The sequence below is a fragment of the Cellulosimicrobium cellulans genome (assembly GCF_042723955.1).
GTDB lineage: Bacteria > Actinomycetota > Actinomycetes > Actinomycetales > Cellulomonadaceae > Cellulosimicrobium > Cellulosimicrobium cellulans_H.
On the sequence record NZ_JBHXIC010000019.1, the window covers coordinates 18,626 to 32,150 of the forward strand.

Consider the following 13,525-nt stretch of genomic DNA (forward strand, 5'->3'; position numbering starts at 1 on the left):
TCTGCCTCCCCGTGCCCGGAGAGCTACGCCGAGTCCCGCACGACGAGCACGGGGTCGAAGATCCGCGACGTGACCCGCGGCTCGCCGGTCTCGACCTGCTCCAGCAGGAGGCGCGCCATCTCGGCCGCCATCTCCTCCACGGGCTGGCGCACCGTGGTCAGGGCCGGGCGCGTGAGCGTGCCGGCGGGGCTGTCGTCGAACCCCACGACGGCGACGTCGTCGGGCACCCGGCGCCCCTGCTCGCGCAGCGCGTGGACCGCGCCCTGCGCCATCACGTCGTTCGAGACGAAGACGCCGTCGAGCCCCGGTGCGGCGCGCAGCAGCTCGAGCATCGCGGCCTCGCCGCTCTCGACCGTGAAGTTGCCCTCGACGCTCGGCACGTACGCGTGACCCCGCCGGGCCATGGCGTCGCGGAAGCCGTCGAGGCGGTCCCGGGCGGCGAGCACGTCGAGCGGGCCCGAGACGACGCCGACCGTCCGACAGCCGCGGTCCAGCAGGTGGTGCGCGGCGAGCCGTGCGCCGTCGGCGTTCGCGACGTCGACGTAGCTCACCGGCAGCGGCCGCGGGGGCCGGGCGAAGAGGACCGTGGGCCTGCCCGTCGCCAGGAGCTGCTCGGGGAGCGGGTCGTCCGCGTGGGTGGAGACCAGGAGGGCGCCGTCGGCGTTGCCGAACCGGAGGTACGAGACGACCTGTCGTCTCGCCTCGTCGCCGTCGGCGAGCATGAGCACCGGGTGGACGTCGTGCGGTCGCAGCGACCGGACGAACGAGCCGACGACGCGGCCGAAGAACGGGTCGGCGAGCAGGCGCGGGAGGTGCAGCCCGTCGTCGGGGGCCGGCTCGGCGCCGGAGACGACGACGGCGACCGTCCCGGTGCGCCGCGTGACGAGCGAGCGGGCGGCCCGGTTGGGCACGTAGCCGGTCGTCGCGACGGCCTCCAGGACGACCTCCTGGACGGCGGGCGCGACCTTCCGCTTGCCGTTGACGACGCGCGAGACCGTCGCGCGCGACACGCCCGCCACCCGGGCGACGTCGTCGAGCGTCGGCGCCCGGTGTCTCACGTCCTCGCTCACGCCACCGACGATAGCAGGGGTAAGAGCGCTTTCCCGGCTCGCCCCCGCTCGCGGCGACCTCGCGCTGCCTCGCGTTTCCTTACTAACCAGTTTGTCAGACTTACTGCCCGTTTTCACCCGTTTTATGGGTGTCTTCCCACCAGGTCAAGCGTCGGTCGCGCTTGACAGCCCCCGTGAGCGGGTGAAAACTCGGGCCTCGGGTAAGAGCGCTCTCCCTGCTTCACACCTCAGCCGCGGCGCCGCGGCTGAGGGCACGGCTCGACGACGAACTGTGCCCCGGGTCGACGCAGACCTGGGGCGGACGGAGAGGTAGACGAACACGATGCGCACCACATCCCCCACCGCCCCCGGGCGACCCCGCAGACGCCGAGCGGCCCGCGCCGCGCTCGCGACGCTGGCCTCCGGCGCGCTCGCGGGAGCGGCGCTGGTCGTGCCCGCGGCGACCGCGAGCGCCGAGCCGGTGCTCCTGTCCCAGGGCAAGCCCGCCACCGCGTCGTCCGTCCAGGACGACTGGGCCGGGTACGCCGCGGGCAACGCCGTCGACGGCGACCTCGGCACGCGCTGGTCCAGCGCCTGGAGCGACCCCCAGTGGCTCCAGGTCGACCTCCAGCAGGACGCGAGCGGCGACCGTGTGGAGCTCGTCTGGGAGGGCGCCTACTCCTCCGCGTACCAGGTGCAGGTCTCCGACGACGCGTCCGCGTGGCGCACCCTCTACTCCACGGACCAGGGCGACGGCGGCACGGACATGCTCGACGTCGACGGCGAGGGCCGCTACGTGCGCGTGCTCTCGACCGCGCGCCCGGGCGGCTACGGTCACTCGCTCTACGAGTTCCGCGTGTTCGGCGAGGCCGGCGGCTCGGGGCCGACCGACCCCACCGACCCCACCAGCCCCGGTGACCCGACCGACCCGTTCCCCGACTACGTGCACCCCGGCCACCCGGCGGTCCCGGTGAAGGACTCGGGCCCGAGCGTGGTGAAGGTCGTCGGCGGCGACGGCGACTGGGACCTCCAGGTGGACGGGCAGCCGTACACCGTGCGCGGGTTCACGTGGGGCGGCACGAGCGCCGAGGAGACCGGCCCGCGCATGCAGGGCCTCGCCGACATCAACGGCAACACGACCCGCACGTGGGGCACGGGCGCGGACTCGCGCGCGATCTTCGACGCCGCGGCCGCGCACGACGTCCGCGTCATCGCAGGCTTCTGGCTCATGCCCGGCGGCGGCCCGGGCTCGGGCGGCTGCATCGACTACCGCACCGACACGACGTACAAGAACGACACCAAGGCCGACATCCTGCGCTGGGTCGAGGAGTACAAGAACCACCCGGCCGTGCTCATGTGGAACATCGGCAACGAGGCGATCCTCGGCCTCCAGAACTGCTACTCCGGCACCGACCTCGAGGAGATCCGCAACGCGTACGCGTCGTTCGTCAACGAGGTGAGCGTCGCGATCCACGCGATCGACCCCAACCACCCGACGTCGAACACCGACGCGTGGACCGGCGCCTGGCCGTACATCCGCGACCACGCCCCCGACCTCGACCTGCTCTCGATCAACGCCTACGGCGACGTGTGCAGCGTCGCCGAGGCCTGGGAGGCCGGGAACTACGGCAAGCCGTACGTGCTCACCGAGGGTGGCGCGGCCGGCGAGTGGGAGGTGCCGGACGACGCGAACGGCGTCCCGGACGAGCCCACCGACATCGAGAAGAGCCGTGCGCTGCCGCTGTCGTGGAAGTGCCTCATGGAGCACGAGGGCAAGGCGCTCGGCGCGACGTTCTTCCACTACGGCGTCGAGGGCGACTTCGGCGGCGTGTGGTTCAACATCACCCCTGGCAACAACAAGCGCCTCGGCTACCACGCGATCGCCAAGACCTGGGGCGTCGACCTCGCGGGCGTGAACACCGCCCCTCGCATCACCGGCATGACGATCCCGGGCTCGACGTCCGTGACCGCCGGCGCCACGCTCGACTTCGACCTCGCCGCGACCGACCCCGACGGCGACCCGATCAACTACGTCGCGTTCTTCAACAGCAAGTACGTCGACGGCGCCGGCGGCCTCGCCTGGACCGAGCTCACGAGCAAGGGCCAGGGGAAGTTCTCGGTCACCGCACCCTCGCGGCTCGGCGTGTGGAAGCTCTACGTCTGGGCCGAGGACGGCAAGGGCAACGTGGGCGTCGAGACGCGGTCCTTCCGTGTCGTGCCTCCTGCGGTGAACGGCACGAACATCGCGAAGGGCAAGCCCGCCCAGGCCTCGAGCTTCGACCCCTGGAACGGCAACTTCACGGCCGGCCAGGCGACCGACGGTGACTTCGGCACGCGGTGGTCGAGCAACTGGAACGACGACGAGTGGCTCTCGGTCGACCTGGGCTCCGTCCAGTCGTTCCAGCACGTCCAGCTCGTCTGGGAGACGGCGTTCGGCAAGGCCTACCAGATCCAGACCTCCAACGACGGGCAGTCCTGGACGACGGTCCGCACGGTGACCGACGGCGACGGCGGGGTCGACAGCCTCGACGTCGCGGGCAACGGCCGCTACGTGCGGCTCAAGCTCGAGGCTCGCGGCACCGAGTGGGGCTACTCCCTGTTCGAGCTCGGCGTCTACCAGCGCTGACCACCCACAGACGTCCGGGTGGGGGCGGCGGTGACCGCCCCCACCCGGCACGGCGCCCGGTGACAGCCGCCGGGCGTGCCCATCATCCGCGCAGCGTCGCGCGCTCCTGCCCGAGAGGCTCCGCAGCGCGCGACGACCTCGAAGGAGGAAGCATGCACGGCACGACACGCACCACCACGCTATCGCCTCCCCGGCACGGCAGACGCCGCGCCGGGACGGGCCGACGTCGGATCGCCGCGACGATGACCGGCGTCCTCGTGGTGTCGACCTCGGTGGTCGTCACGACGAGCGCCGCGGCCGCCCCGGACACCCTGCTCTCCCAGGGTGCGCTCACGGCGGCGTCGAGCTCCGAGTCCGGCGGCCTGGGACCCCGGTTCGCGGTCGACGGCGACCGGTCCACCCGCTGGGCGAGCCAGCCGAGCGACGACCAGTGGCTCCGCGTCGACCTCGGCGGGGCGCACGACCTGGACCGCGTCGTCCTCGACTGGGAGGCGGCGTACGGCAAGGACTTCACGGTCCAGGTGTCGCCGGACGGCCAGACCTGGACGACCGTCGCGACCGTCGCCGACGGGACGGGCGGCGTGCAGTCGTTCGACGTCGACGTGACGGGACGCTACGTCCAGGTCGTCGGGACCGAGCGCGGCACGCAGTACGGCTACTCGCTGTACGAGCTCCAGGTGTTCGGCGACGGTGACGCGCCGGACCCCGAGGACCCGCCGGAGTGGAACGACGAGGTCACGCACCACGAGTTCCAGGCCAACTGCTCGTTCTCGCACTTCCTGCCCGACGACCCGATCGTCTTCCCGGGCCAGCCCGGGAAGTCGCACCTGCACACGTTCGTCGGCAACCGCGTGACCGACGCGTTCACGGTCCCGGAGGACCTGTTCGAGAACACCGACTCGACCTGCACGGTCCCCCAGGACCACTCCTCGTACTGGTTCCCCGCGATCGAGAAGAACGGCGTCCCGATCGAGCCCGACATCCCCATGACGATCTACTACAAGTCGGGGATCGACGACTACACCAAGGTCCAGCCGTTCCCGCCCGGCCTGCGGTTCGTCGCGGGCGACATGATGGCGACCTACGACGAGTTCCGGACCGCGCCGGGCGCCGTCGAGGGCTGGGAGTGCGGCGACATCTCGAAGAGCTGGGACATCCCCGCCCACTGCCCGGAGGGCACCGAGCTGAACATCCGCTACCAGGCGCCGAGCTGCTGGGACGGCATGCACCTGTCCCCCGACGCGGCGTCGCACATGGGGCACGGCAAGCACATGGCGTACCCCGTGGACGGGCAGTGCCCCATGACGCACCCGATCGCGGTCCCGATGATCGAGTTCAAGATCGCGTGGCCCGTGAGCGGCGACATGTCCGACGTGCGGCTCGTGAGCGGCTCCGACCAGTCGTGGCACTACGACTTCATCAACGGCTGGGAGCCCGAGGTGCTCGAGCGCCTCGTGGAGCACTGCATCAACGGCGGGCTCCAGTGCAACCCGCGCGGGTACGACCTCTACAAGCCGCACCGCGGCACCGTCCTCGACGAGAACTACCAGCTCGTCGGCTGACACCCACCTCCCCACGGGTGCGGCGTCGTCGACCGCGACGGCGCCGCGCCCGGGGCACGGCCGTGCCCGTGGCACGGCCCACCGACCCGAAGAAGGCAGGACCATGCACCTCCGATCCCCGGCCAGGCTCCGCCTGGCCTCCCTCGCCGCGGGGCTGACCGCGGCGTGCGTCGCGGCGCCGCTCGTGGCGGCCGCCGCGCCCGTCGCCGTCGCGGCGGAACCCGTCAACCTCTCCCAGGGCAAGCCCGCGACAGCATCGAGCGTGCAGGGCGACTACGCCGCCGCACGGGCCGTCGACGGCGACCTGAACACCCGCTGGGGCAGCGAGTTCGCCGAGGGCCAGTGGCTCCAGGTCGACCTCGGCCAGGTCTCGACGCTCTCGTCGGTCGCGCTGAGCTGGGAGGGCGCCTACGGCAAGGGCTTCCGCATCGAGGCGTCCGACGACGGCACGACCTGGCGCACGCTGCGGACCGTCACCGACGGCACGGGCGGGCAGCAGACGGTGCCCGTGTCCGGGACCGGGCGCTACGTGCGCCTGCTCGGCACCGAGCGCGGCACCGGCTACGGCTACTCGCTGTGGGAGCTCCAGGTGTTCGGCACGCCCGGGACCGGCGGCGGCCCCGTCGACCCGGGCGACCCCGGCGACGACTGCACGACGAACGCCGCGCTCGGGAAGGCGGCGACGGCGTCGTCCGCCGAGGGCGCGTACGCCGCGGGGCTCGCGGTGGACGGCAAGGCCGACACGCGCTGGAGCAGCGAGTTCTCCGACGCGCAGTGGCTCCAGGTCGACCTGGGCGCGATCGAGCCGGTGTGCGGGATCGAGATCGACTGGGAGGGCGCCTACGGCAAGGGCTTCCGCGTCGAGACCTCCGACGACGGCGCCCTGTGGCGCACGCTGCGCACGGTGACCGACGGAACCGGCGGCAAGCAGGTCCTCGACGTCACCGGGTCCGGTCGCTACGTCCGGATCGTCGGGACCGAGCGCGGTACCGGCTGGGGCTACTCGATCTGGGAGCTGCGCGTGCTGACCACGGGCGACGGGACACCGAACCCCGGTACGGGCGAGCCGATCGAGGGCGGCGGGGACCTGGGGCCGAACGTGCACGTGTTCGGCCCCGGCACCCCGGTCGACCAGATCCAGGCCGCCGTCGACGCGGCCTACGCGGCGCAGGAGGAGAGCCAGTTCGGGCTGCGCCGCGACCAGTTCCTCTTCGAGCCCGGCACGTACCCGGTGCACGTCGACGTCGGCTTCAACACCGCGGTCAACGGCCTCGGCAAGAACCCCGACGACGTGAACATCACCGGCGGCGTCTGGGCCGACGCGGAGTGGTTCGAGGGGAACGCGACGCAGAACTTCTGGCGCTCGATCGAGAACCTCGCCGTCACGCCGACCGGGGGCGACATGCGCTGGGCCGTCTCCCAGGCCGCGCCCATGCGTCGCATCCACGTCAAGGGCAACCTCATGCTGCACTCGTCGCGCTACGGGTGGGCGTCGGGCGGCTTCACCGCCGACTCGATCGTCGACGGCCAGGTCCGCGGCTACACCCAGCAGCAGTGGTACACCCGCGACTCCACGCTGCGCGGGGGCTGGGACGGCACGCTGTGGAACATGGTGTTCTCCGGCACCGAGAACGCCCCGCCGACGACGTTCCCCGAGCCCGCCGTCACCACGCTCGACACCACCGGCACGGTCCGCGAGAAGCCGTACCTCTACCTCGACGGCGACGACTACGCCGTCTTCGTCCCGTCGCTGCGCGAGGGCACGCGCGGCGCGACATGGAAGAACGGCTCCACGCCGGGCACGTCGATCCCGCTCGACGACTTCTACGTCGCGCACCCCGGCGACACCGCCGAGCACATCAACGCCGCGCTCGACCAGGGACTCCACCTCCTGCTCACGCCCGGCGTCTACCACCTCGACGAGACGATCGAGGTGGACCGCGCGGACACGGTCGTGCTCGGCCTCGGCTACGCGACGATCGTGCCCACCGCCGGGCAGACGGCGATGCAGGTCGGCGATGTCGACGGCGTCCGGGTCGCGAGCGTCCTCTTCGACGCCGGGGCGGCCGAGTCCCCGTCGATGCTCACCGTCGGCACCGAGGGATCGACCGCGGACCACGCGGACGACCCGATCTCGATCCACGACGTGTTCGTTCGCATCGGCGGCGCGCACGCGGGCAAGGTGGACAGCGCGATCGTCGTCAACGCGGACGACACGATCGTCGACCACATCTGGTCCTGGCGCGGCGACCACGGCGAGGGCATCGGCTGGGACGTCAACACCGCCGACTACGGGCTCGTGGTCAACGGCGACGACGTCGACGGCTACGGCCTCTTCGTCGAGCACTACCAGAAGTACAACACCCTGTGGAACGGCGAGCGGGGGCGCACGATCTTCTACCAGAACGAGCTCCCGTACGACCCGCCGAACCAGGCCGCGTGGAACCACGACGGCATCCGCGGGTGGGCCGCGTACAAGGTCGCGGACCACGTGCAGAACCACGAGGCGTGGGGCCTGGGCTCCTACTGCGTGTTCACCTCGGACGCGTCGATCGTCTCCGACAACGGGTTCGAGGTCCCCGACACCCCGGGCGTGCGGATGCACTCGCTGCTGACCGTCTCGCTCGGCGGGGTGGGCACGTACGAGCACGTCATCAACGGTGTCGGCCCCCGCGCCAGCGGCGTCGAGACCGTCCCGGCGAAGGTCGTCAGCTACCCGTAGGCAGGCGTGAGCGTCGCCGTCGACCCGGTGCAGGGGCCGGGTCGACGGCGATCGTGCGTCAGCGGCTCGGGGTCTCCACGACCTGACCGGCCCACGCGAACCCGCCGCCGAAGCCGAAGAGCAGCGCGGGCACGCCTGCAGGGATCTTGCCGGCGTGCCACCACTTGGAGAGCCCGAGCGGGATGGACGCGGCGGACGTGTTGCCGGACTCGACGATGTCGGTGACGACGATCTTGGACTCCAGCCCGAGCGACTTCGCGAGGGGCTCGATGATGCGCAGGTTCGCCTGGTGCGCGACGAGGACCTCGATGTCGTCGAGCGAGACGCCGGAGCGCTCGACGACGCTGCGCGCGCGGTCGGCGGCGCGGGTGATGGCCCACTTGAAGACGGCGCGGCCGTCCTGGGCGAACTTCTCGGCCGGCGACTCGATGAGCACGGCGGGCGTGAGGTCGGGCTCGGAGCCCCAGGTCACGGGCCCGACGCCGGGCTCGTCCGTCGCACGCAGGACGGCGGCCCCCGCGCCGTCGGCCGTGAGGATGCACGTGCTGCGATCGGTCCAGTCGGTGAACGCGGTGAGCTTCTCGGCACCGATCACGACGGCGGTGCGCGCCGAGCCGGCGCGGATCGCCTGGTCCGCGAGCCCCACCGAGTGGGCGAAGCCGGAGCACGCGACGTTGACGTCGAGGACCGCGGGCCCGACGACGCCACGCAGGTCGAGCTCGGACGCCTCCTCGGGCGTGGACTGCCCGGGCATGACGCCGGTGCGCAGGTGGTAGGCGACGCGGCCCGCGGTGTTGGGCGAGCGGTCGGTCGCGGTGGCGGTGGCGACGATCACGAGGTCGACCTCGGCCGGGTCGACGCCCGCGTCGGTGAGCGCGTGGCGCGCCGCCGCGGTGGCCATGTCGGCGACCGTCGTGTCGTCGTCGGCGACGTGCCGCGTGACGATCCCGGTGCGCGAGCGGATCCACTCGTCGTTGGTCTCGACGAGCTGCGCGATGTCGTCGTTCGTCAGCGTCTTCTCGGGCTGGAAGTGACCGAGGCCGGCGATGCGCGACCCGGCCGCGCCGGTGGCGGGAGTGAGCATGAGGTCGATCATGTCACGCGTCGCCGCGCCCGAACGACCTCGTCACGGGTGCTGGCCGGCCCCCTCGCACACCGGTCCGGTGACAACCTGACAACCATCCCCTACCCTGCACTTGAGGTTTTCTTGACCTGAGAGGAGGGTGGCCATGACGGCATCGCGCGACCACGACGGTCGGACGGCCGCGGCACCGGCGGACGTCCCGGACTGGGGCTCGGCGGCGGAACCGGCGACGGACGCGACGGGCCTGCCCGGCAACCCCGGGTTCCTCAGTCCTGGCGTCCCCGCGTTCGCCGTGCGCGACCGTCGCGGCCGGGCCGTCGTCGAGACCCCGCTCTCACCACGCGCCCAGACGCGCTACCTGGTCCGGCTCGTCCTGGGGTCGGGCGCGCTGGTCGCGGTCGTCGTCGGGCCCGCCCTCACCCTGCTCGCGGGTCACCTGCTCGGCCCGGGCGCACTGCCGGGCGGCCGCCCCGCGCCGTGGTGGCTCGTGCTCGCGCTCGCCGTCGTCGCGCTCCCCGCGTGCGTCCTCCTGCTGGGCGTCCACACCGTCGCCCTCGGTGCGAGCGGCTCCGCCCGCGTCGCGTCGCGCCTGACGTGGGCCACCGTGCTCCTCGCCGTCGCGCTCGGGGTCGGTGCCGTCGTCGGACTCGACCTGGCCGGCGTCGCGCACCCGCTCGCACGAGACCTCGAGCTCGAGCCGCTCCTCGCGCTCGCCTGCGTCGCCGTCGGGGCGCTGGCGTGGGGCGTGGTCGCCGTGCTCTCGACCGCCGAGGCGCAGCTCGAGGCCCGAGCCGTCCAGGAGCGCCTGCGCGCGCTGCGGCGTGACGGGGTCCGCACGCCGGGCTCGCTGCTGGACCGGCGGTACCAGGGTTCGTGGACCGACGACGGACGGCCGCGGTTCGACGCGACCGTCACCTACGGCCCGCCGGGAGCGGAGCGGAGCGTCGAGGTCCTGCTCGTCGCGCCGCAGGACCGCGTGCCCCTGCCCGGTGCGCCGGTCGTCGTCGTGCACGAGGTGCGCGACGACGCGGACGCCGCGGCCCCCGGCCCCTCGCCCCGGGGCCGTGGCGGTCGGCGCGACCAGACTCGGTGGATGCTCGACCTCGTGCTCGTCGAGCTCGACCAGTCACGCCCCGTGGCCTACGACCCCGACGCCGCGGCGTTCGCGAAGGAGGAGTCCGCGAGCAGCTCCTGAGCCACGACCAGCGTGCTACCTCGCGGTACCACGGTTCTACCTCGGTCAACCGCGGGTCTACCTCGGCCGACCGGGGCTCTTCCCCGCGCGACCCAGGGCTCTACCCCGGCGACCGAGGGTCAGGTGACCGTGCCGAGCTGCCACGGGACGAACTCCTCGCCGCCGAGGTCGAGCTCCTCGCTCGCCGTCTGCTCCCCCGAGGCGACGGCGAGGATGCGCGCGAAGATCTCGTCGCCCACCTCCTCGAGGGTCGCGACGCCGTCGACGATCCTCCCGCAGTCGATGTCCACGTCGTCGCCCATGCGCGCGTAGAGCTCGCTGTTGGTCCCGAGCTTGATGCTCGGGGTCGGCTTGCAGCCGAACACGGAGCCCCGGCCCGTCGTGAAGCACACGACGGTCGCCCCGCCCGCGACGAGGCCCGTCACGGAGACGGGGTCGTAGCCGGGGGTGTCCATGAAGACGAAGCCCCGCGTGTCGAGCGGCTCGGCGTACTCGTGCACCGCGGCGAGGTCGGCCTGCCCGCCCTTGGCGACGGCGCCGAGCGACTTCTCGAGGATCGTCGTCAGGCCGCCGGCCTTGTTGCCGGGCGACGGGTTGTTGTCGAGCGTGCCACCGCCCGCGGCGGCGTACCCCTGCCACCACTCGAGCCGGTCGAGCAGGCGCTGCCCGACCTCGGGCGTGACCGCCCGCCGGGTGAGCAGGTGCTCGGCACCGAACACCTCGGGCGTCTCCGCGAGCGCCGACGTGCCGCCGTACGCGACGAGACGGTCGGACGCGATCCCGAGCGCGGGGTTCGCGGTGATGCCGGAGTAGCCGTCGGACCCGCCGCAGTTGAGCCCCAGGACGAGCTCGGCGACGTCGCAGTCGGTGCGCTCCCAGCGCGCGTCGATCTCCTCCACCATCTCGCGCACCGCCTCGACACCCGCGCGGACGGTGGCCCGCACCCCGCCGGTGTCCTGGATGGTCAGCGTGCGCACGACCGTGTCGGCCGAGAGGTCGGCCCCGGCGAGCACGGTGTCGACGGCGATCATCTCGCAGCCGAGGCCGAGCACGAGGACGCCCGTGACGTTGGGGTGGGCCGCGTACCCGCGCAGCGTGCGCAGGAGCACCTGGGCGCCCTCGCTCGTCGGCACGAGCCCGCACCCCGACTGGTGCGTGAGGGCGACGACGCCGTGGACGTCCTCGTAGGCGTCGAGCGCGAGGCCGCGGAACTGGTCGGCGATCATGCGGGCCGTGCTCGCGGAGCAGTTGACCGACGTGAGGATCGCGACGTAGCTGCGCGTGCCGACCGCGCCGTTGGCGCGGCGGTAGCCGCGGAACGTCGGTCGCGGTCCGGGCGGCGCCGCCAGCGGGGTGCGCACCGTGGCGAGCTCGTGCTCGCGCTCCCCCGGCGCGTACCCGAGGTTCTGCGTGTGCACGTGCTCGCCGGCGCGGACGTCGCGCGTCGCGGCGCCGATCACCTGCCCGTACTTGCGCACGGGTCCGCCCGCGGGGACGTCCCGCAGCGCGACCTTGTGCCCGCGCGGGACCGCGTCGAGCACGGCGACCGTCCCGCCCCCGGGGCGATCGACGACGTCCCCGGGCGCGAGGTCGCGCGTCGCGACGGCGACGTCGTCCTCGGGCCGCAGGACGAGCAGGGGCGTGTCCGCCGCGCGCGCGGCCGCGGTCACGACGGCACCGCCTCGGGTCGGGGTGCCGTGGCGCGCTCGAGCGACACGCCGAGGTCGGCGGTCCGCACGACCTGGCCCGTCTCGAGCGAGCGGTTCGCGGCGACGCCGACGGCGACGCTGCGCAGGCCGTCGACGTAGCCCGCCGCGCGGGCGAGCGGGTCCTCGCCCGCGCCCCGGAAGACGTCGGAGAGGAGCAGGCGGTCGCCGCCCCCGTGCGAGCCCTCGCCCTCCTCGATGACGACCTCGCGCGCCTGCTCCCAGTGCCGCTGCACGACGAGCCGCGCGCCGTAGGGCCGCACGTCGCCCGCACCGGGGTCGTGCACGGCGCTCGGGTCCACGACCGGGCGCCGCTTGCCGTCCGGCCCGAGGGCCTCGGCGGCGTGCCCGGACTCCACGTGGGCGCGCTCGACGACGTCGAGCTCGACCCGGCCGCGCGTGCCGTTGACCGCGACGCGGTACCCCTCCCAGGGGCTGTGCGCGGTGAGGGAGTAGGTCAGGGTCGCGCCGCGGCGGTAGCCGACGAGCGCGCCGATCGTGTCCTCGATGGTGACGCCGGGCGCGAACACGTCGCGGTCGCGCACGTAGCCGTCCTCGACCTCCGCGTCGAGGTAGAGCGCGCGCAGCGTGTCGTCCCCGGCGAGGTCGATGCCGAACGGGTCGTCCGGCGCGGCGTCGCGCCCGAGGCCGGGCCGGTCCCCCGGGGGCCGCCCGGCGCCGTCGTCGCCGTAGAAGCGGAGGCCGCCACGCGCGACGACGGTCTCGGGGACGTCGTCGAGCCACCAGTTGACGAGGTCGAAGTGGTGGCTCGCCTTGTGCACGGCGAGCCCGCCCGACGCGGCCTTGTCGCGGTGCCAGCGGCGGAAGTAGTCGGCGCCGTGGACCGTGTCGAGCAGCCACTCGAAGTGCACCGAGACGACGTCGCCGATCTCGCCCGAGGCGATCACGCGCCGCAGCGCGGTGTTGCGCGGCGAGTACCGGTAGTTGAACGTCACGGTGAGCGTGGCCGACGAGCGCTCGGCGGCCGCGCGGATGCGCGCCATCCCGGCCGCGTCGGTCGTGAGCGGCTTCTCGCACACGACGTCGACACCGGCCCCGAGCGCCGCGACGACGTAGTCCGCGTGGGCGTGGTCGGGCGTCGTCACGATCAGCGCGTCCACGGCCTGCTCGGCGAGCATCCGGCCGAGGTCGGACGGCTCGTAGCGCGGCAGCGGCCCGAGGCCCGCGCCCTCGAGGCGACGGTCGTACCAGGCGGCGCGCACGGGGTTGGGCTCGCACCACGCGACCAGGTGCCCGTCCTCGCGGTGCTCGCCGAGCAGCGCGTCGACGAACATGCGGGCGCGGTGCCCGGTGCCGGCGACGGCGTAGCGCCGGGGGCGGCGGGTCGTCGCGGTCTCGGTCGGGGTGGTGCCGGGGTGGTGCACGGGTCTGCGGTCCTCTCGGGGTCCTGGGCGCGGGGTCGGTGCGACGGTCTGGGGTCGTGCCGGTGCGAGTCCTCGTCGGGCCTGGCCGGGGCGGGGCGGGGGGGGGGGGGCGCCCCCCGCCGGGGCGGGGGGGGGGGGCGCCCCCGGGGGGGGGCAAGCAGGGGGGCGCGCGCCCCACGAGGGGGAACTCGGTGGG

The 13,525-nt window shown here is 73.5% G+C and carries 8 protein-coding genes; 4 read left to right on the forward strand and 4 right to left on the reverse strand.

Annotated features, from left to right (window positions below):
- Window positions 1–23: 23 nt before the first annotated feature.
- Complete coding sequence (locus tag ACFWH7_RS07550; protein WP_378215859.1) at window positions 24–1,070, reverse strand: LacI family DNA-binding transcriptional regulator; 1,047 nt, start codon at window positions 1,068–1,070, stop codon at window positions 24–26.
- Between the two features lie 322 nt (window positions 1,071–1,392).
- Here ACFWH7_RS07550 and ACFWH7_RS07555 point away from each other — a divergent pair, with 322 nt between their 5' ends.
- From ACFWH7_RS07555 to ACFWH7_RS07565, 3 genes are all read left to right on the forward strand, one after another.
- Window positions 1,393–3,675 (forward strand): galactose-binding domain-containing protein, encoded by a 2,283-nt coding sequence (locus ACFWH7_RS07555; RefSeq protein WP_378215860.1) that lies wholly within the window; start codon window positions 1,393–1,395, stop codon window positions 3,673–3,675.
- 152 nt (window positions 3,676–3,827) lie between these two features.
- Window positions 3,828–5,237 carry a DUF1996 domain-containing protein gene (locus tag ACFWH7_RS07560; protein ID WP_378215861.1) on the forward strand — a complete coding sequence of 470 codons (1,410 nt, stop codon included), beginning with the start codon at window positions 3,828–3,830 and terminating at the stop codon, window positions 5,235–5,237.
- Between the two features lie 103 nt (window positions 5,238–5,340).
- Complete coding sequence (locus ACFWH7_RS07565; RefSeq protein ID WP_378215862.1) at window positions 5,341–7,959, forward strand: discoidin domain-containing protein; 2,619 nt, start codon at window positions 5,341–5,343, stop codon at window positions 7,957–7,959.
- A gap of 58 nt (window positions 7,960–8,017) precedes the next feature.
- On the opposite strand, the gene ACFWH7_RS07570 is transcribed toward ACFWH7_RS07565, so the two are convergent.
- Window positions 8,018–9,043, reverse strand: coding sequence for a 3-oxoacyl-[acyl-carrier-protein] synthase III C-terminal domain-containing protein (locus ACFWH7_RS07570; RefSeq protein ID WP_378215863.1), 1,026 nt, complete (start codon window positions 9,041–9,043; stop codon window positions 8,018–8,020).
- Between the two features lie 145 nt (window positions 9,044–9,188).
- Between ACFWH7_RS07570 and ACFWH7_RS07575 the strand changes: the two genes are divergently transcribed.
- Window positions 9,189–10,238 (forward strand): hypothetical protein, encoded by a 1,050-nt coding sequence (locus ACFWH7_RS07575; protein WP_378215864.1) that lies wholly within the window; start codon window positions 9,189–9,191, stop codon window positions 10,236–10,238.
- Between the two features lie 119 nt (window positions 10,239–10,357).
- Here ACFWH7_RS07575 and ACFWH7_RS07580 read toward each other — a convergent pair whose 3' ends face one another.
- Both ACFWH7_RS07580 and ACFWH7_RS07585 read right to left on the reverse strand, forming a co-directional pair.
- Window positions 10,358–11,908: a UxaA family hydrolase gene (locus tag ACFWH7_RS07580; protein WP_378215865.1), complete on the reverse strand. Its 1,551-nt coding sequence runs from the start codon at window positions 11,906–11,908 to the stop codon at window positions 10,358–10,360.
- Entirely contained in the window at window positions 11,905–13,329 is a 1,425-nt protein-coding gene (locus ACFWH7_RS07585; protein WP_378215866.1) for a Gfo/Idh/MocA family oxidoreductase, read from the reverse strand. Before ACFWH7_RS07585 ends, ACFWH7_RS07580 begins: the two co-directional genes overlap by 4 nt.
- Window positions 13,330–13,525: the final 196 nt, after the last annotated feature.

Coding starts and splice junctions, on each gene's coding strand:
- ACFWH7_RS07560 (WP_378215861.1), top strand. CDS start 3,828: ATGCACGGCACGACACGCACCACCACGCTATCGCCTCCCCGGCACGGC.
- ACFWH7_RS07565 (WP_378215862.1), top strand. CDS start 5,341: ATGCACCTCCGATCCCCGGCCAGGCTCCGCCTGGCCTCCCTCGCCGCG.
- ACFWH7_RS07555 (WP_378215860.1), top strand. CDS start 1,393: ATGCGCACCACATCCCCCACCGCCCCCGGGCGACCCCGCAGACGCCGA.
- ACFWH7_RS07570 (WP_378215863.1), bottom strand. CDS start 9,043: ATGCTCACTCCCGCCACCGGCGCGGCCGGGTCGCGCATCGCCGGCCTC.
- ACFWH7_RS07575 (WP_378215864.1), top strand. CDS start 9,189: ATGACGGCATCGCGCGACCACGACGGTCGGACGGCCGCGGCACCGGCG.